The 20,259-nt window shown below is 61.0% G+C and carries 22 protein-coding genes and 3 pseudogenes; 5 read left to right on the forward strand and 20 right to left on the reverse strand.

The window, feature by feature from the left end:
• Positions 1 to 2 precede the first annotated feature (2 nt).
• The 10 genes from ACVTFQ_RS23680 to ACVTFQ_RS23725 form a co-directional block, all read right to left on the reverse strand.
• Positions 3 to 308: an urease subunit beta gene (locus tag ACVTFQ_RS23680; RefSeq protein ID WP_047511344.1), complete on the reverse strand. Its 306-nt coding sequence runs from the start codon at positions 306 to 308 to the stop codon at positions 3 to 5.
• Positions 309 to 318: 10 nt separating this feature from the next.
• Positions 319 to 621, reverse strand: coding sequence for an urease subunit gamma (ureA, locus tag ACVTFQ_RS23685; protein WP_018897749.1), 303 nt, complete (start codon positions 619 to 621; stop codon positions 319 to 321).
• A gap of 24 nt (positions 622 to 645) precedes the next feature.
• Complete coding sequence (locus tag ACVTFQ_RS23690; RefSeq protein ID WP_413392645.1) at positions 646 to 1,404, reverse strand: urease accessory protein UreD; 759 nt, start codon at positions 1,402 to 1,404, stop codon at positions 646 to 648.
• Between the two features lie 171 nt (positions 1,405 to 1,575).
• Positions 1,576 to 2,097 (reverse strand): YqhA family protein, encoded by a 522-nt coding sequence (locus tag ACVTFQ_RS23695; protein WP_111562412.1) that lies wholly within the window; start codon positions 2,095 to 2,097, stop codon positions 1,576 to 1,578.
• A 63-nt stretch (positions 2,098 to 2,160) separates the two neighbouring features.
• Positions 2,161 to 2,859, reverse strand: coding sequence for an urease accessory protein UreF (locus ACVTFQ_RS23700; RefSeq protein ID WP_470424028.1), 699 nt, complete (start codon positions 2,857 to 2,859; stop codon positions 2,161 to 2,163).
• A gap of 70 nt (positions 2,860 to 2,929) precedes the next feature.
• Positions 2,930 to 3,508 carry a HupE/UreJ family protein gene (locus ACVTFQ_RS23705; RefSeq protein WP_113176991.1) on the reverse strand — a complete coding sequence of 193 codons (579 nt, stop codon included), beginning with the start codon at positions 3,506 to 3,508 and terminating at the stop codon, positions 2,930 to 2,932.
• A 96-nt stretch (positions 3,509 to 3,604) separates the two neighbouring features.
• Positions 3,605 to 5,041, reverse strand: a complete 1,437-nt coding sequence (locus ACVTFQ_RS23710) for a GntP family permease (RefSeq protein WP_112949266.1) — start codon at positions 5,039 to 5,041, stop codon at positions 3,605 to 3,607.
• 302 nt (positions 5,042 to 5,343) lie between these two features.
• On the reverse strand, positions 5,344 to 6,354 hold the full coding sequence (locus tag ACVTFQ_RS23715; RefSeq protein WP_113176992.1) for a hydroxyacid dehydrogenase: 1,011 nt from the start codon (positions 6,352 to 6,354) through the stop codon (positions 5,344 to 5,346).
• Positions 6,351 to 8,207: a DUF2264 domain-containing protein gene (locus ACVTFQ_RS23720; RefSeq protein WP_113176993.1), complete on the reverse strand. Its 1,857-nt coding sequence runs from the start codon at positions 8,205 to 8,207 to the stop codon at positions 6,351 to 6,353. Before ACVTFQ_RS23720 ends, ACVTFQ_RS23715 begins: the two co-directional genes overlap by 4 nt.
• A gap of 5 nt (positions 8,208 to 8,212) precedes the next feature.
• Entirely contained in the window at positions 8,213 to 9,244 is a 1,032-nt protein-coding gene (locus ACVTFQ_RS23725; RefSeq protein ID WP_113176994.1) for a LacI family DNA-binding transcriptional regulator, read from the reverse strand.
• A 137-nt stretch (positions 9,245 to 9,381) separates the two neighbouring features.
• Between ACVTFQ_RS23725 and ACVTFQ_RS23730 the strand changes: the two genes are divergently transcribed.
• Positions 9,382 to 10,665, forward strand: coding sequence for an ABC transporter substrate-binding protein (locus ACVTFQ_RS23730; RefSeq protein ID WP_113176995.1), 1,284 nt, complete (start codon positions 9,382 to 9,384; stop codon positions 10,663 to 10,665).
• 72 nt (positions 10,666 to 10,737) lie between these two features.
• Positions 10,738 to 11,382 (forward strand): ThuA domain-containing protein, encoded by a 645-nt coding sequence (locus tag ACVTFQ_RS23735; RefSeq protein WP_113176996.1) that lies wholly within the window; start codon positions 10,738 to 10,740, stop codon positions 11,380 to 11,382.
• 74 nt (positions 11,383 to 11,456) lie between these two features.
• On the opposite strand, the gene ACVTFQ_RS23740 is transcribed toward ACVTFQ_RS23735, so the two are convergent.
• The 7 genes and pseudogenes from ACVTFQ_RS23740 to ACVTFQ_RS23770 form a co-directional block, all read right to left on the reverse strand.
• Positions 11,457 to 12,182, reverse strand: coding sequence for a transglycosylase SLT domain-containing protein (locus tag ACVTFQ_RS23740; protein ID WP_470424029.1), 726 nt, complete (start codon positions 12,180 to 12,182; stop codon positions 11,457 to 11,459).
• Positions 12,183 to 12,232: 50 nt separating this feature from the next.
• The gene (locus ACVTFQ_RS23745) at positions 12,233 to 13,378 is read right to left on the reverse strand and encodes a helix-turn-helix domain-containing protein (protein ID WP_162741248.1); all 1,146 of its coding nucleotides are present in this window, start codon (positions 13,376 to 13,378) and stop codon (positions 12,233 to 12,235) included.
• A gap of 329 nt (positions 13,379 to 13,707) precedes the next feature.
• On the reverse strand, positions 13,708 to 14,148 hold the full coding sequence (locus ACVTFQ_RS23750) for a hypothetical protein (protein WP_162741246.1): 441 nt from the start codon (positions 14,146 to 14,148) through the stop codon (positions 13,708 to 13,710).
• Between the two features lie 183 nt (positions 14,149 to 14,331).
• Positions 14,332 to 14,961: pseudogene (locus ACVTFQ_RS23755) on the reverse strand (hypothetical protein); the annotation flags it as partial.
• A gap of 42 nt (positions 14,962 to 15,003) precedes the next feature.
• Positions 15,004 to 15,279 (reverse strand): hypothetical protein, encoded by a 276-nt coding sequence (locus tag ACVTFQ_RS23760; protein WP_052214222.1) that lies wholly within the window; start codon positions 15,277 to 15,279, stop codon positions 15,004 to 15,006.
• A gap of 28 nt (positions 15,280 to 15,307) precedes the next feature.
• Positions 15,308 to 15,786 (reverse strand): annotated as a pseudogene (locus tag ACVTFQ_RS23765) (DUF992 domain-containing protein).
• A 15-nt stretch (positions 15,787 to 15,801) separates the two neighbouring features.
• Complete coding sequence (locus ACVTFQ_RS23770) at positions 15,802 to 16,122, reverse strand: GCG_CRPN prefix-to-repeats domain-containing protein (RefSeq protein WP_470424030.1); 321 nt, start codon at positions 16,120 to 16,122, stop codon at positions 15,802 to 15,804.
• 373 nt (positions 16,123 to 16,495) lie between these two features.
• Here ACVTFQ_RS23770 and ACVTFQ_RS23775 point away from each other — a divergent pair, with 373 nt between their 5' ends.
• Entirely contained in the window at positions 16,496 to 16,864 is a 369-nt protein-coding gene (locus ACVTFQ_RS23775; protein WP_162741244.1) for an MliC family protein, read from the forward strand.
• Positions 16,865 to 16,888: 24 nt separating this feature from the next.
• Here the strand turns inward: ACVTFQ_RS23775 and ACVTFQ_RS23780 are convergent, their stop codons facing one another.
• The 3 genes from ACVTFQ_RS23780 to ACVTFQ_RS23790 all read right to left on the reverse strand — a co-directional run bounded on the left by ACVTFQ_RS23780 (position 16,889) and on the right by ACVTFQ_RS23790 (position 18,573).
• Positions 16,889 to 17,251 carry a hypothetical protein gene (locus ACVTFQ_RS23780; protein ID WP_113177000.1) on the reverse strand — a complete coding sequence of 121 codons (363 nt, stop codon included), beginning with the start codon at positions 17,249 to 17,251 and terminating at the stop codon, positions 16,889 to 16,891.
• On the reverse strand, positions 17,238 to 17,759 hold the full coding sequence (locus ACVTFQ_RS23785) for a DUF6790 family protein (protein ID WP_113177001.1): 522 nt from the start codon (positions 17,757 to 17,759) through the stop codon (positions 17,238 to 17,240). Before ACVTFQ_RS23785 ends, ACVTFQ_RS23780 begins: the two co-directional genes overlap by 14 nt.
• Positions 17,760 to 17,904: 145 nt before the next feature.
• Positions 17,905 to 18,573 carry a hypothetical protein gene (locus ACVTFQ_RS23790; RefSeq protein WP_113200816.1) on the reverse strand — a complete coding sequence of 223 codons (669 nt, stop codon included), beginning with the start codon at positions 18,571 to 18,573 and terminating at the stop codon, positions 17,905 to 17,907.
• A 6-nt stretch (positions 18,574 to 18,579) separates the two neighbouring features.
• Between ACVTFQ_RS23790 and ACVTFQ_RS23795 the strand changes: the two are divergent.
• Positions 18,580 to 18,882, forward strand: a pseudogene (locus tag ACVTFQ_RS23795) (PQQ-dependent sugar dehydrogenase); the annotation flags it as partial.
• Between the two features lie 328 nt (positions 18,883 to 19,210).
• On the forward strand, positions 19,211 to 20,224 hold the full coding sequence (locus ACVTFQ_RS23800; RefSeq protein WP_470424031.1) for an ABC transporter substrate-binding protein: 1,014 nt from the start codon (positions 19,211 to 19,213) through the stop codon (positions 20,222 to 20,224).
• The last annotated feature ends 35 nt before the right edge of the window (positions 20,225 to 20,259 follow it).

A 20,259-nucleotide genomic window follows, 5' to 3' on the forward strand; every position in this document is an offset into this window, starting at 1 on the left:
TCCTACAGCTTGCCCATGACCTTGGCGTTGAACCCGTAAACCTCACGCTTGCCGTCGAGCGCCACGAGCTCCACCGTTCGTTCCTGCCCAGGCTCGAAGCGAACCGCCGTACCGGCCGGGATGTTGAGCCGAAAGCCGCGCGTGGGCTCGCGGTCGAACAGAAGCGCCTCGTTGGTCTCGTAGAAATGGTAGTGAGAACCGACCTGAATCGGTCGGTCGCCGGAGTTGGCGACATCGACCTTCAGCGTCTGTCGGCCAGCATTGATGTCGATCGAGCCACTCTCGATGAAATATTCGCCGGGGATCATGATGGCCTCCTCAGGGAATCGGGTTGTGGACGGTCACGAGCTTCGTGCCGTCGGGAAAGGTTGCTTCCACCTGGATGTCGTGGATCATCTCGGGCACGCCCTCCATGACCTCCTCGCGGGTCAGCAGCGTCGCGCCATAGGACATGAGGTCCGCCACTGTTCGCCCCTCGCGGGCACCCTCCAGAAGGGCTGCCGAGATATAGGCTATGACCTCAGGATAGTTCAGCTTCAGACCCTTCGCCCTGCGCCGTTCCGCGACCAATCCGGCCGTAAAGATCAGGAGCTTGTCTCTTTCACGGGGTAGCAGTTCCATGAGCTTGCCTCCTTGTTTTGCTGTTCACGTTGCCCAGATGCGCGGAGCGACGGCCTTCTTCATCAGGCCGCGTTCGCGAAGAATGCTCCACGCTTGCAGAAAAAGTGCCTTGCCCTCCGACATGCGGTTTCCGAGATAGCGGCAGACGATCACGCGCTCGAGCTGGCTGGCCGAGAAGACGCCGCGCGCCCTCTCGCCGAGTTCGTCACGGATATGCTGAACGGTGTTTTCCAGCGCCGGACCCGCATAGACCATCGTTCCGACAATGGGCTTTCCGGCGAAGAAGACCGGCGCGTCCAGAACATCAGGCGCGTGAGAAAACGCCATTCGCTCGAACCAGATCAGCTCATCACCGCGAAAGATTTCAACGCGCTGGGCGAGCCGTCCGGCAGCAAACCCCTCGCCGGCGGCCGGGCGGCCGAGGCTCACGAAATCCCAGCCGACATAGGCCGCGTCTTCGCCGAGCGTAACGCTTGTGCTTATCGAGGCATCCGCGCCTTCGAAAAGGATCGTCTCCTGCGGAAGGTTCTCGCAGACCGCACCGGCGCCGACATCGATCCGTATGCGCTGCGTACTCGTGCCGATTTCGCTGCGGTAAAACTTGGTCGCGCCAGGCGTCGTCAGTACGCAGCGCGCCTCGGGCGCGAGGCCGCAGGTTATGTTGAGAACATCGCCGCCTGCCACGCCGCCTGGCGGATGCAGGATGTAGACATGAGCCGAACCATCGTCCTCAGGATGAAAGGCGCGCTGCACAGCCAGCGGCCCGACATGGCGCCGGCGCATCAGGCGCGTCTTCCCGTGGGAGCTCGCAAACCACAAATCTAGCTCGGCATGCCAACCATCAGCCATCGGCGATAAACCTTCCTAAATCCGGCCTCGCGGCCCTTGCTGTCCCTCTGCTACCTCGACATTTCATCTGCTGTTCAAGCTCGGGCGTGGTCGCACAAAGCGCGTTCACGCTTGATCGCCTGGTTTCTGCTTCTCGCTTCTCTCGTGTCGCGTACCTTCCGAAAGATGGTGCGAGCTGGCAGTCAACTTCATGGCGCCTGCCAAGAGCAGCGCCGAGACCGGCAGCACGAGTGCCTCCCACTGCGGCGGCGTCTGCATTTCGCCTACCTGCGCCGCGAAGTGCACGACCAGATAGAGAATGATCATCTGAAAGAAGAGGTTCTTCAGTTCCGCGACGGTATCGATGATCATCCACTGCGGTAGTCTCGATCGCTGTTCCGGCGGGATATCGAGGGCAAAGCCAAGCGCGATGCCGCAGCCGACAACCATCAGGACGATGCCTAGGAGGATCTTGTCTGTCGCCCGCAGGACCGAGACTATGACCGACATATCCGGATTGAGCCGGGTCATCCGGAAGGTTTCCACCAGCATCAAGATCGCCTCCCAAAACATCAGGAAGGCACCGAACAGCACACCCGCGGCAGCAAGTATGAGAATGGACCGAAGGCCGCGGAACAACGAAATCAATGCACTCTTCCTCCTCGGATCAATTCGACTGCATCGGCGCCGCCCGTTTGGCCCAGTCAGCGCCTAGGAACGAAACAGCCGGCTGTACTGCGTTTCATGCCATGCGCTTGCCATCGCCATTGCCGGCGCCGCATTGCCGATCTCGTCGTCACCAGTCGTCTCCGCCGTGCGCGCCGCGCGCTCGATGACGTCAGCCGCCGCGATCAGAAGGCGCTGGCCGGCCGTATGTCCCAACGGCACCAGCCGAATGGCGGCCGATACCTGCCCTTCCACCGCACTCCACAGCAGCCCGCGAAGCGCATCCGCAGGCGCGATCTTCCAATGCGTGGCCGCGAGCGCAAAAACCGCCGGGTAGGTCAGCTTCTTGCCGCTGAAGGTCTTCGCGGCAGAGACGCCGAGATCGCAAAGAACCGTCAGCATCGACGCGCCCATCTGCTTGTCCTCCAGCTCGACCTCCTTGCTTTCGCGCGCCGCCGACAGCCATGCATCGGCTTTCAGGAAGGCTGGGCGGTCACCCACTTCGAGCGCATGCATCATGCGCAAGAACAGTGCCGCATCGCAGACGGCGTAGCTGTGTTCGATCAGCCTGAAGATCCAGTCGCGGGCTGTCGCCTCGTCGCGAACTGTCCGGTCGTGGACCGCCCATGCGAGGCCACGGGAATAGGCGAACGCGCCAACCGGCTGGCTTGGACTGACCAGTCGTAGCAACTGAAGCGGCAAACCGCTCGATGTTGGTTGGCCCAATGTTGGTTGGAACGTCACATAGATCTCCCGAAATGATCGCCCGTGGCCGGACCGAAACCGGCCCCCGGGCTTCAAATGCCCATGCCCTTCAGCTCGCCAGCAGCAGCACGCCGCCAAGCGCCGTCGCTCCGCCGGCGATCCGCAAGGCTGTCGTTCCTCGCGTCAGGCGACCGGCGGCAATACCCATTCCCATCCCCACGGCGTGCAGGAATGCTGTCGCCAGCACAAAGCCTACGCCGAAGGACAAAGCGTTCGCACCCGCCATCTCGGCGCCATGCGCATGCCCGTGAAAGAATGCGAAGCCGCCGACAATGGCCGCGACCAGCGTGGGCGACGCCGGCCGCGCAACGGCGACCAGCAGACCGATGACGACAGCCGAGGCAAGAATGACCGGCTCGACAAAAGGCAAGTGCATACCCGCAAGTGCTGCGACAAAACCGAGGATCATGACACTGACGAAGGCCGCGGGGATAGCGAGCCGCGCCCGGTTGCCGAGCATGACCGCCGCAAGACCGACCGCGACCATGGCGAGAACATGATCTGGCCCCGAAAGGGGATGCAGGAACCCGGAAACGAAAGACCCGTGATCACCAGGGCCAACATGCGCGAATGCCGGCGTGCTCGCCATAAGCACCGGCGCGAGGATCAAGAGAGGCATCTTCTTCATGGCACGAATCTCCCTAAGGTTGGTCGAATAGGAACGATTGACATCCAGTAGTTCAGGCACTCCATCGAACTGATGCTGGCACTGCGGTCGGTCTGCTCAGAACGAGCCAAACATCGACCCGAGCACGAAGACCGCGACAAGCGAGATGATGACGCCGACGATCACGGTCATCACCATGTCCAGATAGCTTCCCGAGTGCGTCTGCTTGCTGATCTGCAGGAGCAGAAGCACCGTACCGTTGTGCGGCAAGGCATCGAGCGTACCCGCGCTGATCGTCGTCAGGCGGTGCATGAGCGCCGGATCGATACCATGTTCGGCCGCAAGCTTCATATATTCGGCGCCGAGCGCGTTGAGCGCGATCGCCATGCCGCCGGAGGCCGTACCCGTTAGCGCCGCCAGCGCGTTCATCGCCACGACCAGTGACACGAGCGGGCCGCCGGGCATCTGCAAGACAGCATCTCGCACGACGTTGAAAGCCGGCATCGCCGCCACCACCGCGCCGAAGCCGACGAGGCTGGCAACGGTCATGATCGGCAAGACGGCCGAATTGGCGCCTGCATCGAGGCTTTCGCGCAATGCGCCCAACCGTCCGTAATTCAGCCCGATCACGGTGACGATCGCCGCGGCGAGCGCTATCAGAACGGCCCAGACGCCGATCGTCGAGGTGATATTGATGCCAAGTGCTGCTTCGGCGCTGGAGAAGTCGATCCGGGGCAACACCACGAGCGCCATGAGGAAGTTGACACCGATGACGACGATCAGCGGCAGCACTGCGAAGAGGAAGGATGGGCCCTGGTCGCTCTTCTTGCCGTGGGTCAGTTCGCTCGGGTCGAAATCGCCCGAGGTTGTTGCCTGTTCGCGCACCTTCTCGCTGATGACGACAGGCGTTTCGTCCTCCGTGTACCCCTCATTGGCGGCGCGCGCCCTCGCCTCGATATGGGCCAGCCACCACATCCCGAACGCGAAGGTGATGATCGAAGCGATGATGCCGAGGCCGGGCGCGGCGAAGGTCGTCGTGCCGAAATAGGGCATCGGTATCGCGTTGTTCGTCGAGGGCGTACCGGGCATCGCCGACATGGTGAAGGTGAACGCGCCTAGGCCGATCGCCGCCGGCATCAATCTTGCCGGGATGTTCGCGGCGCGGAACATTTCGCGCGCCATCGGCACGAGCACGAAGAAGGCGACGAACACGCTGACGCCGCCATAGGTGACGACGGCGGAGGCGAGCACCACGGAGAGCATGGTTCGCTTCACGCCCAGCCGCTCTGTCAGGAAACGGGCGATCGAGGTGATGGAGCCGCTGTCATCCATCATCTTGCCGAAGATGCCGCCGAGCAGGAACATCGGGAACCACTGCGTCACAAACCGCGCCGTGCCGCCCATGAACGTCGAGGTCCAGTGTGGCAACAGCGGCTGGCCTGAGGCCGCGGCAACGATGAGGGCAGCCGCAGGCGCCAGAAGCAGCACGCTCCAGCCGCGGTAGGCGAACCACATCAGCAATCCAAGTCCCAGCAGAATTCCAAACAGCCCCATGGATCCGCCTCTCAATCCAGCCAGATAAGCGGAGATGTTATGCGATCCACTGCCTTTCACCCGTCCAGGTGCAGCTATGATGCGCGTCACAACTCACGACCTTACCCGGTTTTCATGAACCACCCCTGCGGATGTGTCGACCGGTCAGGCGCGCAAAGCCATGAGGCGGAGCAAGAAATGGACACCGTGCTCACTCCTGGGATTTCTCGCTCAGCGGAGTGTCCGCTACAGTCCCACCATCCGTAGCTCCGTATCGCTGCCGCCTTGAGGCGCTGGGAACCGGCCTTTGGCCTTATACGACCTCAAGCCATTTTATCGAGGTCGGCCAGCGTGATCCCGTATTGCAGTGGCTGGCCGCTCAAGTATCGCTTTATCTCGTCGACAGCCATTTCACCCAATCGCGTCCGCTCAAGGCCGACGGCGCCTGCGATATGGGGTGTCAGAAACACGTTCGGCAGGTCGTAGAAGGCGGATGCCGGTTCAGGAATCTCGGGGTCGGTCACATCTATGACCGCATCGATCCGGCCGGTCGAAAGCGTGGCGAGAAGTGCCGCCTCGTCAATGATGGCGCCGCGTGCCGTATTGATGAGCGTCGCTCCGTCCTTCATCAGCGCCAGCCGTTGGGCGTCGATCATGTGGCGCGTCGATGGCAGCGAAGGCGCGTGCAGCGAGACGATATCGGCACTACGCATCAGCATATCAAGATCAGCCTTTTCAACGCCGATCGCCGCACACGCCGATGCGCTCAACGTCGGGTCAAAAAGGATGACCTTGAAATCGAAGGGCTTCAGCAATTCGATCACGCGCCGGCCGATACGCGACGCACCGATGATGCCGACCGTACGGCCATAGTTTCCGATCGCAAGCTTCTGCATCGGGTGGGTGCGATCGCGGTTGCGGTCCGCCACGTAAGTGTCGCGAAACCGGAAGACCTGCTTGCCGGCAAAGAGGATGGCGGCAAGCGTGAATTCGGCCACGGGGATCGCGTTCGCCTCGGCCGCGTGGCTGACGGCGATGCCTGCGCGAAATACGTCTTCGTCGATGAGGCCCTTCACCGTTCCCGCCGCGTGGGCGATGATCTTCAGTCCCCCGGCCGCCGAAAGCACATCGCGGCCGACATAGGGGGAGCCCCATCCGGTTATGAGGATTTCCGTTTCGGGCAATATGCGCCTGGCGCGCTCGTCGGCGAAGGTCTGCAGCGGCTCTCGGTCAAGCAATCGACCCAGACTTTCCAGCCGGTCGAGAAGGCGATCGGGAAGAACGTGCTCCGTGCGACCCGGGTGCATGGCAAGCGCGATACCCGGTCGGCTCATGGCATCTGCCCCGGCGCTTCGATGGCGCTGACGGTTAGGCCGTCCCTGGCTATGCGGGCCTCAAGCGCGGAGATATCAGGTGCTGCCGGAGGCCTAGCCCATGCGCCGGAAGATGCGGCCGGATCATCGAGCGCGAGCACGGCCGTGATGAGCACGGTCTCGCCGGCCGGGATTTCGCCGCGCAATTGAGGAACCAGCGTCTTGGCGACAATCAGGTTGGTATTCGGCAGAGCTTTCTGCGCCAGGCCGGCTCGCTTTACCGTAGAGCCCAGATCGACAATGCCGGAGAAGTCGGCAGCGCCGATGGCGTGGGCGCTGCCCGGCCCTGCCTCAAGCACATCCAGATCGAAGTCTCGCTTGGCAATCGCAAAGCCGCCTTCAGCGGTTTGCAGCGGGCGCGGCGAATTGATCCTGTGGACGCGGATGTGCCAGGGCGCTGCGGGGATCAGCCAGGTTTCGACGGAAACATCCTTGAAGGGCGACCATCTCGAAAAAAGCACGTCGCCGGCGAGCTTCGCCTCGGCATTGGTCTCGCGCACGCGGCAGTGCAATCCATCGTCGCTGAAGGCGAGCGCGGAATCGAACGCACCGCCGGCGAAGCTCCGTTCATCGGCTTCGACGCTGAAGCCATAGCGTGCCGAATAGGCGAACTTCGCGTATTTCTCGGACCCAAACCGCATCTGGAGATTTTCTTGTCCCGATGACAGCGCCACGACGTCGCCACCGGCACGCATCAGGACCATGCCGGGATGGCGCTGCGGCGAGACGCTTTCGCTTGGTGCAGGCGCTTTCTCCTTCGCGGTCCAGAACGGGTGGTCATCCGGGATCGCCAGCGGCAGAAAGGCCTTGAACGCCCAATAGGGCGATCCCGCCGAATTGTAGCTTTCCGACATCAGCAGGTTCGGATAGCCGAAGCCGATCGACAGGATGCCGTCGCGATTGGTCATCGGCTTGTCCTTCCACCAGCGCAGGTGCTGCAGGCAGAGGTGCTTGATCTCGCCCCAGGGCAGCGCCTCCAAATCGGCAAAGGCGAGCGCGGACCAGAAGCCGGCGCAAGCGAAGCGATAGGTCAGGCTGCGGCCGAAGGGGATGGTCGCGCCATCGGGCGCAAACCAGTTGCGGAAGTCCTTGGCGAACAGAACGGCGCGCTCGCGGTAGCGTTTCGCGTAGTCGTCATCGACAAGCTTGGAATAGATCAGCCCATAGAAATGCATGGCGAAGGGGATGTAGTGGTCGATGCGGCGCACGTTGCCGTCGCGATACCAGCCGTCACCGATGTAGAAGCCCTCAAGCTCCTCGAGATATTGCCTCGTCAGGCTGCGGTCGAAATCGGCACCGACACGATCAAGGGCGATGTCGACGAAGATTCGGAAGAACTTCCAGTTGTTATCCGCATAATCGAACTGCCGCGCATGCTTGAGATAGGCGATGACATTTGTCCGCGCCTTGTCGCTCAGAGGCTCCCAGATCTTTTCGGGGACAAGCGCCAGCGCGAAACCTAGCGCCGCGAGCTCGACCATTCGCTGGTCTCGGCCATTCACTGTGCCCCAATATTCCGGGTGTTCGGGATCCGTGCCGTTCGCAAGCCCCTCCGCAAAACGCTGCCAGTGGGCAAAGTCGCCATTTCCCGCTCCAAACGGCGCCAACCCCCAAAGAGGGCGGGCAAACCCTTCCAGGTCGGCCGCCGCGCGATCAAAATGGGCGCCGGCACCATCCAGCCGAACGCGTGCATTGCCCTTTGAGAAATAGGGGAGCAACGGATCGAAGAGGTCGAGGAGCGCGCGGCTCATATCCTCGCGCGTCTCCAGCGGATTGCCTGCTAACGGATTGGCGCTGACGGGATCATAGGTCATCTCTATCACTCATCGGTTTTCAGCATTGGCACGGTGCCCCCAATAACGGGGACGACCGCATGGCATACGTGGCGGGCCGGTGCTGTCCGATCATTGAACCTGTCGATCATCAGGCCGATGGCCTCGCGGCCGAGAGCGCCCCGATCAACACGCATGGTGGAGAGCGGCGGATTGGTCATCAAGGCGCAGGGCAGATCGTCGAAGCCGACAATCGCGAAGTCCTCAGGTACGCGAAGGCCCGCCTCGGTGACTGCCTCCAGAACACCGACGGCAATGAAGTCGTTCATGCAGAAGGCGGCAGTGAAGCCCGCGTTTTCACCCAGGATGGCGGCCATCAACTCGTGGGCTTCCCGGCTGGCACTGCCTTGAAAACTCATCGGGACCATCCTGCTCGCGGCTCCCTCCACGGATGCGATCGCCGCGTCAAAGCCCCTGACGCGTTCGCGGATGGTGTGGCGGTGCGAGCCGGTAAAGTGCAGGATTTTGCGATGTCCGGCGGCAAGCAACCTCTCGCCGGCCTGAAGGGCGCCGAAGAAGTTGGCGGGAGAGACGCCGTCAAGGCGAAGCTGCGGATCGGTGCCGTTGACGAGAACGACCGGGATCTTCTCCGCCTCTATCCACTGTCGAAGCGCAGGGTTGGGGTCGATACCGACCAGGAACAGGCCTTCCGCGTTCGTGGCCTTCATGTGGTCGCGAATGACATCAGGCATCGCGCGGTCCTCACGCACCAGCCTGACTTCGAAGGACATGCCCGCGTCCGCCGCGCCCGCCCGCAAGCCTTCGACGATCGTTTCGTAAAAGACGCTCAGCCCACCGGTCGCACCGTCGCTGGCAATCAAGGCAAGACCACCAGACATTGGCTCCGAGGAGCCTTTGGTCTGGTAACCGTGCTCGGCCGCGACCCGCAGTATGTGCTGCCGAACACTTTCGCTGATACCAGGCTCATTCGCCAGCACACGCGACACGGTCGATACGGAGACGCCGGCGGCGGCGGCAATATCGGCCTGACGCGGCCGCTTTGATTTAATCTCGCTCATAAACGCAGAGTTATGCAAATTACGCAAATTTGCAACATAAAGATATTTTATTGCAAACGGAAAGTTTTTGCGTAATCTTCCCGCCACATGCCCAAAAGGCGTTGGAGGACGCCGGGCAGACAACCGGAGGAATCAGCATGCAGATCAATCGACGTTCATTTCTGGTGGGCTCCGCCGGCGTGGCAAGCGGCCTTGCACTCGGCGCCGGCATGCCGGCCTTCGCGGCGGACACGCAACTGCGCGCCATGTGGTGGGGCTCGAACGATCGGGCGAAGCGCACGCTCGATGTAGCCAGGCTTTATCAAAGCAAGACGCCTGATGTGTCGATCATCGGCGAGTCTCTTAGCGGGGACGGATACTGGACCAAGCTTGCGACACAGATGGCCGGGCGCTCGATCGCGGATGTGTTTCAGCTCGAGCCCGGAACGATCTCGGATTATTCCAAGCGCGGCGCCTGCCTGCCGCTCGATGAATTCGTGCCCTCGACATTGAAGGTCGATGCCTTCGGCAAGGACATACTGAAACTGACGACCGTGGACGGAAAGCTTTACGGCGTGGGTCTTGGCCTCAATTCCTTCGCGCTCTTCTTTGATCAGACGGCATTCGAGGCGGCAGGCATCCCCTTGCCCACGCCCGACCTCACCTGGAACGAGTATGCCAAGCTGGCGGTCGAGCTCACAAAGGCGGTCGGCAAGACCAATTACGCGGGCGGCCCCTACGGCGCGCGCTACACATACGTGTTCGACGCCTGGCTGCGGCAGCGCGGCAAGAGCCTCTACAAGGATGCGGCGCTGGGCTTCGACGTCGAAGACGCCAAGGAGTGGTACAGCTTCTGGGAGGACCTGCGGAAGAAGGGCGGAACCGTCGCCGCCGACGTGCAGACACTGGACCAGAACACGATCGACACCAATTGCCTGGCGCTCGGCAAGTCGGCAATGGGCATGGCCTATTCCAACCAGCTCGTCGGCTACCAGCTTCTCTCGAAGAACAAGCTCGCCATCACCATGCTGCCCCGCGAGAAAAAAGGCGGGCCGTCAGGCCACTACTATCGCCCGGCTCTCATCTGGAGCGTCGGCGCGACGACTAAGAAAGGCGAAGCCGCGGCGCAGTTCATCAGCTTCTTCGTCAACGACCCAGAGGCCGGCAAGATCCTTGGTGTCGAGCGCGGCGTGCCGCTGTCGCCGGCCGTCCGCGAGGCGATTTTGCCGAACCTGAACCCGACGGAGCAGGACACCGTGAAATACGTGAACCTGCTCAAGGATCAGGTGGGCGACTACCCGGCACCCGCGCCTTTGGGATCGACCGAGTTCGACCAGCGCGTGCTGCGCCCGATCGCCGACGAGCTGGCATTTGAGCGCACGACGCCCGCCGAAGCCGCGGCGCGGCTGGTCGAAGAAGGGAAAGCCACGATCCGCAGCTGAGATCATGCACTTTGTTGAATCGCCGGCGCGCCACAGCCCCGGCGGTTCAGTACATAAGAGATAGGAAAGATCATGCGCAAGGCGATCATCGTTTGGGGAGGCTGGAAGGGTCACGAGCCAGAGCAATGCGCCGGCATCGTCGCCGGCCTTCTCGCCGAAGACGGCTTCCAGACCGAAGTCACCAATGATCTCGGCATCTTCGGTTCGCCGCAGCTTGCTCAAGCAGATCTTGTCGTGCCCGTGATCACAGGCGAAAGCCTCGAAAAGGCCCATGCTGACGCCCTGGTGGAAGCCGTCCGCGGAGGGCTCGGGCTTGGCGGACATCATGGCTCGCTCGCGACTTCATTCAAGGAAAGCGCGCCGTTCCGCTATGTCTCCGGCGTCACCTGGGTCGCCCATCCCGGCAATATCATCGATTTTCGCGTCGCCGTGACCCGCCCGGAAGACCCTGTGATGCGGGGCATCCCGGATTTCGACTATCGGTCCGAGCAATATTACCTGCACTACGACCCTTCGATCGAAATCCTCGCGACCACCACCTTCACCGGCGAACATGACCCTGCGGCCAGCGACGTGACCATGCCGGTCGTCTTCAAACGCCGATTTGGCGCCGGTCGCGTCTTTTATTCAGCGCTCGGTCACATCGCCGGCGAATTCGATCATCCCCACATGCCGCTGATACTGCGCCGCGGCTTGAGCTGGGCCACACGCCGCTAGCTGTGATCGCGCAAGCTGTCATAAGGAAACGTGGAAGCCAACCGCGCCGCCACTGTCTTGTGATCCGTCATCACCTAATCCGCCTGAGGAAGTCCTACCTGCTTTAGCTCGCCCATTCGATCGACAAGCAGGGAATAGGCGACGTAGTATTTGTAGATGTTGCTGACATACTGCACCGTCTCGCGTCCAACGATCGCCGCGGCACCGTTTTCGACGTTCCCGAACCAGACATTGGGATCGAGTCCCATCGCCTTCGCTTTCTCTCGAAACTTCCGGAGGTTGCCGGGACCGGCATGGTAGGCCGCGAAGGCGAAAAGCTGTCGGTCCGTTGGCGATAGCTCTTCGTCGTCGATGTATGTCTTGATCAGATGGCGCAGATATTTCGCGCCGGCCTCTACATTGCGATCCGGGTCCTTATCGATGCCACTGATGGCGACGACCTTGTCCTTGGCCGGCGATGGCAGCATCTGCATGATGCCAACCGCGCCGCGCGGCGATCGCCTGGACTGGTCGAGTTGCGATTCCTGATATCCCTGAGCCATCAGCATCAGGTAATCGAAGGTGTAGGCGTCGCCGTATTTGCGGAAGACCGCGATGAGCGTCTGGAAGCGCTCGGCGCCCGAGGGCGAATAGGCGCGTTTGACGATCTTGTCCTGCTTGAAGAAGCTGCTCCGGAGAATGTTGCCGAAGGCGGTGCCTACCTTGTGAGTTGCCACGAAGGCATTCAATTCCGCCATCAGCTCGAGGCTGTTCTTGCGGATGGCCCAGGCGATCACCTTTAGACGACAAGGCGACGTCATCGCGTACGTTCATGTCAGGAAAGACATGCGACCTTCGATCCGTCGCGAGATTATGCAACGCCCTTATGGGAGCCCAGCGATCCCAGGAGGGCACCCATGCGCTCGAAATCCCGTAGGTTCGTGGCATTGGATTTCCGCAGCACCGTGCGGATCTGCGTTCGGACGGTGTCGAGCGAAACATCCCGTTCGCGCGCGACTGCCTCGGCGCTTTGACCTCCGAGGAGAGCCGCAGCGACGGCTCCCTCTGCCGCACTCAAGCCGAACAGTTCGCTTAGCAGCGATGGCCTTGCGGCTCGAGGAGACGACAACTCGCTGATCTGGACCAGAACCGGCACACTGCCACCTTCGGCTAAAGCATCACAACGATCTGGAAACTGCGGCGACACGAAAATCGCATACTGGCCGATGCGACCGCTGTTGCCGAGCATATCGAATTCAACTCGCATGGCTCCTCCGAAACCTGTCGCGGCGGCATCGCGGATCATGGCTCGCAGTCGCTTCATCTCGCCACGATTGTCGACGGCGAGCTTCGTTCCCGAAGTGGGACTGGTCGCAAGGCAGACCGGTCGATCACGGTAGCAAAGTGCTCTCCTCGCCGACGAATTGGCAAATAGTACGTTGCAGTCGCCGTCGACCACAATCGCGGCACCGGGAAGGGCTTCGAAAGCGGCATATCCCAACCGCGCGTTAAAGTCGGCACAATGCAGCCGCTCGCGTAATTGCAGCGCACGCCGGACATGGGGCAGCAAGGTTAAGAGGGCCGCGCGTTCGCGAACACCGAATGCGAGACCTTGTCGATAGAATCCGACAATCGATCGGTGACTGTCGCCCACAAGGCCAACAATCATGTGTTCCTGACCCTGCGGCTTGGCGAAGTCCCGATAGAATTTGGTCCGGTGATAAGCCTCGCTCTCTACCAATTCCTCATCCAACAGAACTGTACCATCCGCCTCGTTTCGCCTCATCAGGCTGGACAAGGCGGCTCTGATTGGATCGAGTTGGAGGTAGTGTTCGACATAGTAATCGTTCTCGGCGCGCGTTTCAAAGACGTTCACGGATCTGCCGCCACCTGCCTGGAGGCGAAGGCTGCCGGCGTCCGCGCCCAGATGCTCGAAGAGGCGTTTTCCAACCGCCAGCCAGTTGTCATCATTCTCGCTGGCGTCGTAGATATCCCCGATTATCGAATTGAGCTCCACAAGCGCCCCCGCACTATCTGTAGAATACCTGCAATTTAGCATCAGCTTATGCCGTCGAGTCAATGCGACCAAAAGTAGACTTTTCACCTTATCAGGCGAACCTCAGCGCCTTCGTGTTGATCTCGGTTGAAGAGAAACACGGCAAGGCGCTCGACTAGACTTTGGTTGAAGGCTGGATCGAGCGCGTGGCCCATCTTCGGAACAAGATAAAGCTGGGCGTCCTTCAAGTCGGGCGCCGCCCACTTTGCGTGCTCTGGCGGAAAGAATTGCTGCGATTGGCCACCGTTGCACCGGAGCACGTTCTCTATCGGCAACCGCGCGCCCCAACCTCAACCAAAAAGCCTCGTCGAACGGCGACGCTGGCCCGGCCCGCGGCTTAGAGACGGCGCGCGGGCCGTGGCAACGCCGCTGGTCGGATGTGCCCAGGCGACGATCGAACGGTTTGTGTTGTCTCCATCGGCCGGCACGATCAAGACACCGGAGACCGCGATCGCCTCTCCATGCAAGCCGACTGAACGGTAGAGGGTGCGGGACGCGGTGGCACCCCGCCGAGAGAACGGCATGGCCTCCGAGCGGATGACGGAACCGGGACGCCCTGCGAGTTCCCCGCTCTCGGGCTGGTAGAACGCTTCGTTGGCTCTCGCCGGGCCCCAGGTCAGGAGTACCCATACGACAAGAGCCGCGAGCCCATATCCCAGCAGCGGCCGGAGCATGTCCTTCGCCCGTGCCAACCTGTGCCTGGGCGGTTCTATGAAGCGGATTCGGGTCATGATGGTCGTCCAATAGGGCTGATCGCCCGGTTCATTGATTTCAAAGAGCGCTGCATGCAGCTTGAGATGGGGCGGCGATGGCCGCCTCTGTCGTCATGATCACTGCCACTGACCATCCGGCAGACGGCCATGATACGGCGTGTCACGGCAATGACCCCATGGGCCGAGCCACCAGCCCGGAGGGCACGGATTTGCAGGAGGATAGTATGCCGGCGCCGGATAGTAGGGCTCGACGTAGCGAGGCCCGGCCAACGATGCTCCGATCGCCGCACCGGAGGCGGCGCCGAGTGCGTACCAGCCAGCGTTGTTCCAACCGCGCCAATGGTCGATAAACAAGGCGGCGGGACCGGTCGCGCCGGTCAGATTGCCTTCCAGCACGGAAACGTCGAACGTCAGCGTCGTGCCATCAAGCTTGGGCGACTTGAGCGTGACCACGGCGTCGCTGACATTCGAGCCGCCGCCAAGAACCGACACCGTCGCATTCGGCGGGTCCTTGTCGAAGCTGTCGGCGCCAGCGCCCCATTGCTTGACGATTTCGTCGATCGCGATGTGACCGGCTGCGCGTGTCGGACGATCGGAGAAGATGATCGAGTTGGTTGAGACGCCCGTCAGGACCAGTTTGTCGCCTTCCAGCTTCGCACCGTCGGCGTTGACGACGAGGAGTGATGCGACGGGCGCCTGCTGGCGGACTTGGCCGACGGTCTTTTGCAGGGGCACATGGGGTGCCTTGGCAGCATCCTGCCCCAGCGCGGTTCCCGCCAGCAGCGTGAGCGAGCCGGCGAACAACAGTCCTATTGGATTCATGCGTATCATTGTCGAATTCCTTTGTGAGTAGCGTTGCGCAAGGCTCGGCGATCAGCCGCCACCATGTTCGGCGGCGTAGTCGATGCCGGCTTGAACTTCGGCCATGGCCTGCATGACCAGTTCGGCGGCACGCTCCTTGTGTCCGCCCTTGTTCGGCGTCGCCCGGTGAAGCGAATTCAATGCGTTCTGGAGCTGGCGCAACGCGGCATCCATGTTGCCTTGGTCCGCCATGGCAGGAGACGATACGAGGGCAGCAGCCGAGCCTGCGGCGAGCACAACGCCCGCAGCGGCAAGCATGTTTCTGCGTGAAAGTGTCAGTTCGGTCATGTCAGTTCTCCAACTTCGTGAGGGTTCTTCAGTTGGCGGCCGTGAGCGTCACCTTGACGACACCGGTCGCGATGTTGATGCCAGTCTCGCCATCAACCGAGATCGGCTGCAGCGAAAACGACTGTTTGCTGCCGCCGACCAGAGCATTCGCTCCGGCGCCCACGCCAAGCGCGGCGCCGCGGCGACGCCGACATACGTGCCCGCAAGCGCGCCTTGAGGAATCCCGCGCGTTGCTGACGCGACGCCCCAGATCAGGTGTCCTTGATCGACCTTTCCGATCTCGATGCCGTATTCGTCGATGTTTCCGACATAGGTCTCGGATTGACCGCCGTCCGGCTTGAACTGGCAGGTCAGCGATTGCTTGCGCGCGAGGATCTCGCCGATGCCCTTGGACACGTCACAGGACAGGATGCCGATCTTGGCGATATCGGCATGGCCGGGGACAACGGAAGCAGCAACCAGGGTCAGTGCGAGCGCGAGCCCGCCGGAGAGTTTCGAGACAGTCATCTTTCGGCTCCGCCCTTACTTCCAGGTGCCGTTGGGCAGGCGACCGTGATAGGGCGTGTTGCGGCAATGGCCCCAGGGACCACGCCAGTAGCCGGGCGGGCACGCGTTGCTGGCGACGGGCCGCTCCTGGTAATAGCCGTTCGGAAGCCGGCCATAGAACGGCGTGGTGCGGCAACCGCCATAAGGACCGCGCCACGCATTGGGGCCGCAGCCGCCGGCGACCAGCGTGATCGCGGAAGGCGCCTCGATCGTCGGCATCAGCGGCGCTGCGTTAGGGATACACGGTGCCGCGAACAGCGCGGCAGCGCCGAGGATGACTGCAAATTTCGTGTTCATGTTTACTCCAGATGTGTTGAGTGCTGGGGGCGGTTGCGCTCGATCTGCATTTCGATTGGACTACGGTTGAATGCGGGTCTGTCGGACAATCGTCGTCTTGGGAGAGCGTCGGTTGCCGACCGGAGAGCGTCCCAAGCCACTGATGGCCGGTCGGTATGCTCCGATGGCCGGGGGATTAGCCGATATAGACCCGTTACCGCATCACCACTTCTGGGTATGCGATGAAAACAGGATCAGATTATTTCGCTCTTATAGAACAAAAAGTGGCAAAGTCAGACTTTGAAACTGACGCCGACATCCGAGTTCCGGCAATCATCGGCGACCGCGTTTGTCGATGCGTCCGCCCTTTGGGCGACAAATTGAGGATCAAGAGATGAAACCTATCGCTGTTACCGTTTGCCTCGCCAGTTCCTGCCTATCAGCGAACTTGGCAAATGCCGCAGAGAACGGAACGATCGAGCTCCACAGCAAAACGAAAATCGAACGCATGCAGGCTGATTACAACTGCGGAGCAGCGGGCAAGCTTGCGGTGACCTATGTCAACGCTGATCCAAACTTTATCGCGCTCGTGGCTCTGCCCAAACAGCCGCAGCCGCTGGTGTTCACGTCGGTGATATCAGGCTCGGGAACACGCTATGCGGCTGGAAAATATATCTGGTGGACCAAGGGGAATTCCGCGAGCCTCTATGACACCACGTTGGGTGACAATGCTCCTCCGACGATGACGTGCAATGCCTCCTGATCGCCTTGCAGGCTCGAGCGAGGATCAGTCAATCCTGTTCAGGACTGCGCGGAAGATCGTCGCCAAGCCAAGCAGGATGGTCAACGCAGGCAATATGAGGCCGGTGTTGAGCCCAAGCGACAACAGTATTCCGACGAGGGCAAAGATGGCGCCAGCGATCAGCCGCGACAACGGCTGAATGCTTCGCCAGCCGATGATCCTTGCAACCCGAACGCTATCCCAGATCGCGCTGGCTGCCGGCAGGAGCAGGATCAGAAACATCCAGCGATAGGGTAGCGGGTAGCCGAGCTGGTCGATAGCAAGTGCCGCTCCCAACGCAATCAGCACGCAGCCGCCGAAGGCGGAGATTAGCCACCTGTAGGCATGCTTGGGGCTATGCGCGAGCACGGTCGCCCTCCAGAGGTCGTGCGGATGGAGATTGCTTCCAGGCCACCCACAGCAGGATCGACAACGCTATGACGCGGGCAATCGTTAGAGCAAGCAACAGGCCGAAATTATCAGCGGCGTAGTCATTGTTCTGAAACGCCTGCACAAAATAACCCACCGTGACGCCTACATAAAAGATGATCGCGTAAAGCGCGACAGCGCTTTGAAACGACAGGCTGCGCCAGAATGCAAAGACGGCGACCGCGCCAAGCGCGATATCGGCAACGCCGACTTCAAACTCGAACGGGCTCTGCTGCCATCCGATCTGCGCCGATGCTATTGCGGGGAAAAACACATGGAAAAGACCCGCCCACAAGCCATCGACGCCGACGGCCAATAGCGGGATCCAGGATAGGTATCGACGTGCCCAATGTTGATCGCGCCTGATCGACGTGGCGCAGATGAGGACGGCGATGCAAAGGAACGCCGGCAAGTTTGTGAGGATAGTCCTGATTGTATCAGCGATCATAGCGACCTCCGTAGAAACGACCACAATGCTCCGATCGCGGTGGGATCCGATCGATGAGCTTGCGCGTTACCTACGACCACGGCCGAAAGCCCGCATCCTCAGAACTGGTGATTGAACGGAATGAGATTGAGCCGCTTTGGCAGGCTCAATGAACGTAGGTTCCCAGCAGCGCGCCGATGCGTTCGAAGTCGCGCAGGTTGGCTGCATCAGTCTTGCGCAGCACCGTCCGTATTTGCGTGCGCACCGTGTCGAGCGAGACCTCACGATCTCGCGTAACGATCCCGGCTGTCTGCCCGCCCAGAAGCGCTGCCGCGACAGCACCTTCGGCTGCGCTTAGCCCGAACAATTCACTGAAAACACGAGGCGGCGCCGATCGTGGCTGCGAGATGTCATTGATCAGCGCAAGGACCGGCGTACCAGCTACGGAAGCGGTCCCCTGCGCCGGCAAGGGGGTGACGAACACGGCGAGTTGGCCGATACGATAATTCTCGGTGGCGTCGAACTCGATCCGAACGGCACCGCCACTGCCACCATTGGCAGCGCTGTGGACTATGTGTCGGATCTTCGCGCCCTCACCTCGATCGACAACCAGTCGCGTGCTTCCTGTCGCCAGTGCCTTGGACAAGGAAATCGGAATGTCTCTATGTGACAACGTCTTGGTCGCGGCTGTGTTCGCGAACAGCACGTTGCAATCGCCATCGACAACAACAGCGCTTCCGGGCAAGGCTTCAAAGGCTGAATATGTGAGGCGCGATGCAAGCTCGGATTCAAATAGCTTCTGGCACATCCTCAATCCGCGGCGGACGTGCGGCATGAGTTTTCCACCAAGCCAGAATTTGCACCGCCCGCTCTCTACTGGAACCCGGCTATAGCGCCGGCCGGCATGGCATTCTACAACGGCCAGATGTTTCCTGAATGGCGTGGTTCGGCATTGGTCGGCGGCCTGGTTGCTACCGGCTTGGTGCGGATAACCTTTGCGGCAAACGGCGCGGTTGACGAGGCGGACCGCTGGGATATGCAGGCGCGAATCCGCGACGTTGCTGAGGCACCTGATGGCGCAGTATGGGTCATCGAGGACGACAATCCCGGCCGTCTGCTTTGCCTGACGCCCTCCAGCCAATAGGAAATGACTGAGCGCCATGGTGCCGGCGAGTAGCTGCGGCGCCATGGCGACGTCGGCCACCGCTTCCAGTGAAGCCATTTTGTCATCGCTCGCGCGCGAAAAGAGCAGTAGCCGGCATCGGCGACCGGATCTAACGTGACAATGTCTTCCGACATCCAGGCGCACAATCCAGCCTCGCTTCAACGGCAGACAGTCTGACAACCTGACGATTTGCGAACCACAGATGCCATCGGCGCCTGCGGAGACAACGATTGTTGCCCGGATTGTACGCGTCACCCCGCATTGCCGCGTCATGTCGCATGACACAGCCTTCAGAATGGGAACAAAAATGAAAAAATTCATCCGGTCACTGATAATACCCGCTCTGATGTTCGCGTCGCATGTTCATGCGGTCGATCTTCCGATCAAATTGACGCTCGACTGGAAGATCCAGGGTATCCACGCCTGGTTTTATCTTGCCAAGGAAAAAGGCTACTTCTCCGACGAGGGACTAGATGTCCAAATCGATCAGGGGGAAGGCTCGGCGGTCACGGTCACACGCATCATGTCCGGCGCCTATGATGCAGGCTTCGGCGACATGAACGCCATCATCCAGAATGCGTTGATGAAGCCCGACGTATCGCCTGTCATGGTCTATCAACTCTACAATCAGCCGCCGTTTTCAGTCCTGGTCAAGAAGGATGGCCCGGTCACCGACCTGAAAAAGCTGGCCGGTCTCAAGATTGGAAGCCCGGCCGGCTCGGCCGCGGGCCGCCTCTTCCCCGCGTTGACCTCGAATGTTGGAATTGATCCAAACAGCATGGAAATGCTCAATGTTGCACCGAACATCCAGGAGCAGATGTTGATCCGCGGAAACGTCGATGCAAGCCTGGTCTTCAATGTCACCAGCTATCTGAACCTGATCGGTCTTGGTCTGGACCCCGACAAGGATTTCACCTGGTACAATTATGGTGATCACGGCGTGGACATCTATTCCAACGGCCTGATGGTCTCCCGCAAATTAATCAACGAACATCCGGAAGCCGTTCGGGGACTGGTGAAGGCCGTGAACAGGGCCATGATCGAGATCATGCATGACCCCGCGCTCGGCGCCGCCACAGTCAAGGCCGTCGAGCCGCTGATAAACGAACAGCTGGAAAAGCGCCGGATCGAGTTCGCCATCAAGAACCTGATCGTATCGGCGGAAACCGGTAAGGTTGGCGTCGGTGATGTCGATGCCTCGCGCCTGGCAGGATCAATCTCCAGCATCAAGGCTGCCTACGAGCTCAAGGGCGACGTGACGCCAGACAAGGTATTCACAGCCGAATACCTTCCGCCTCTTGCTGAGAGAACCGTCAACTGATCTCAAATAGGCGAGTTCCGGATTTCATCGGAGTT

The organism is Rhizobium sp. O111, assembly GCF_055616315.1.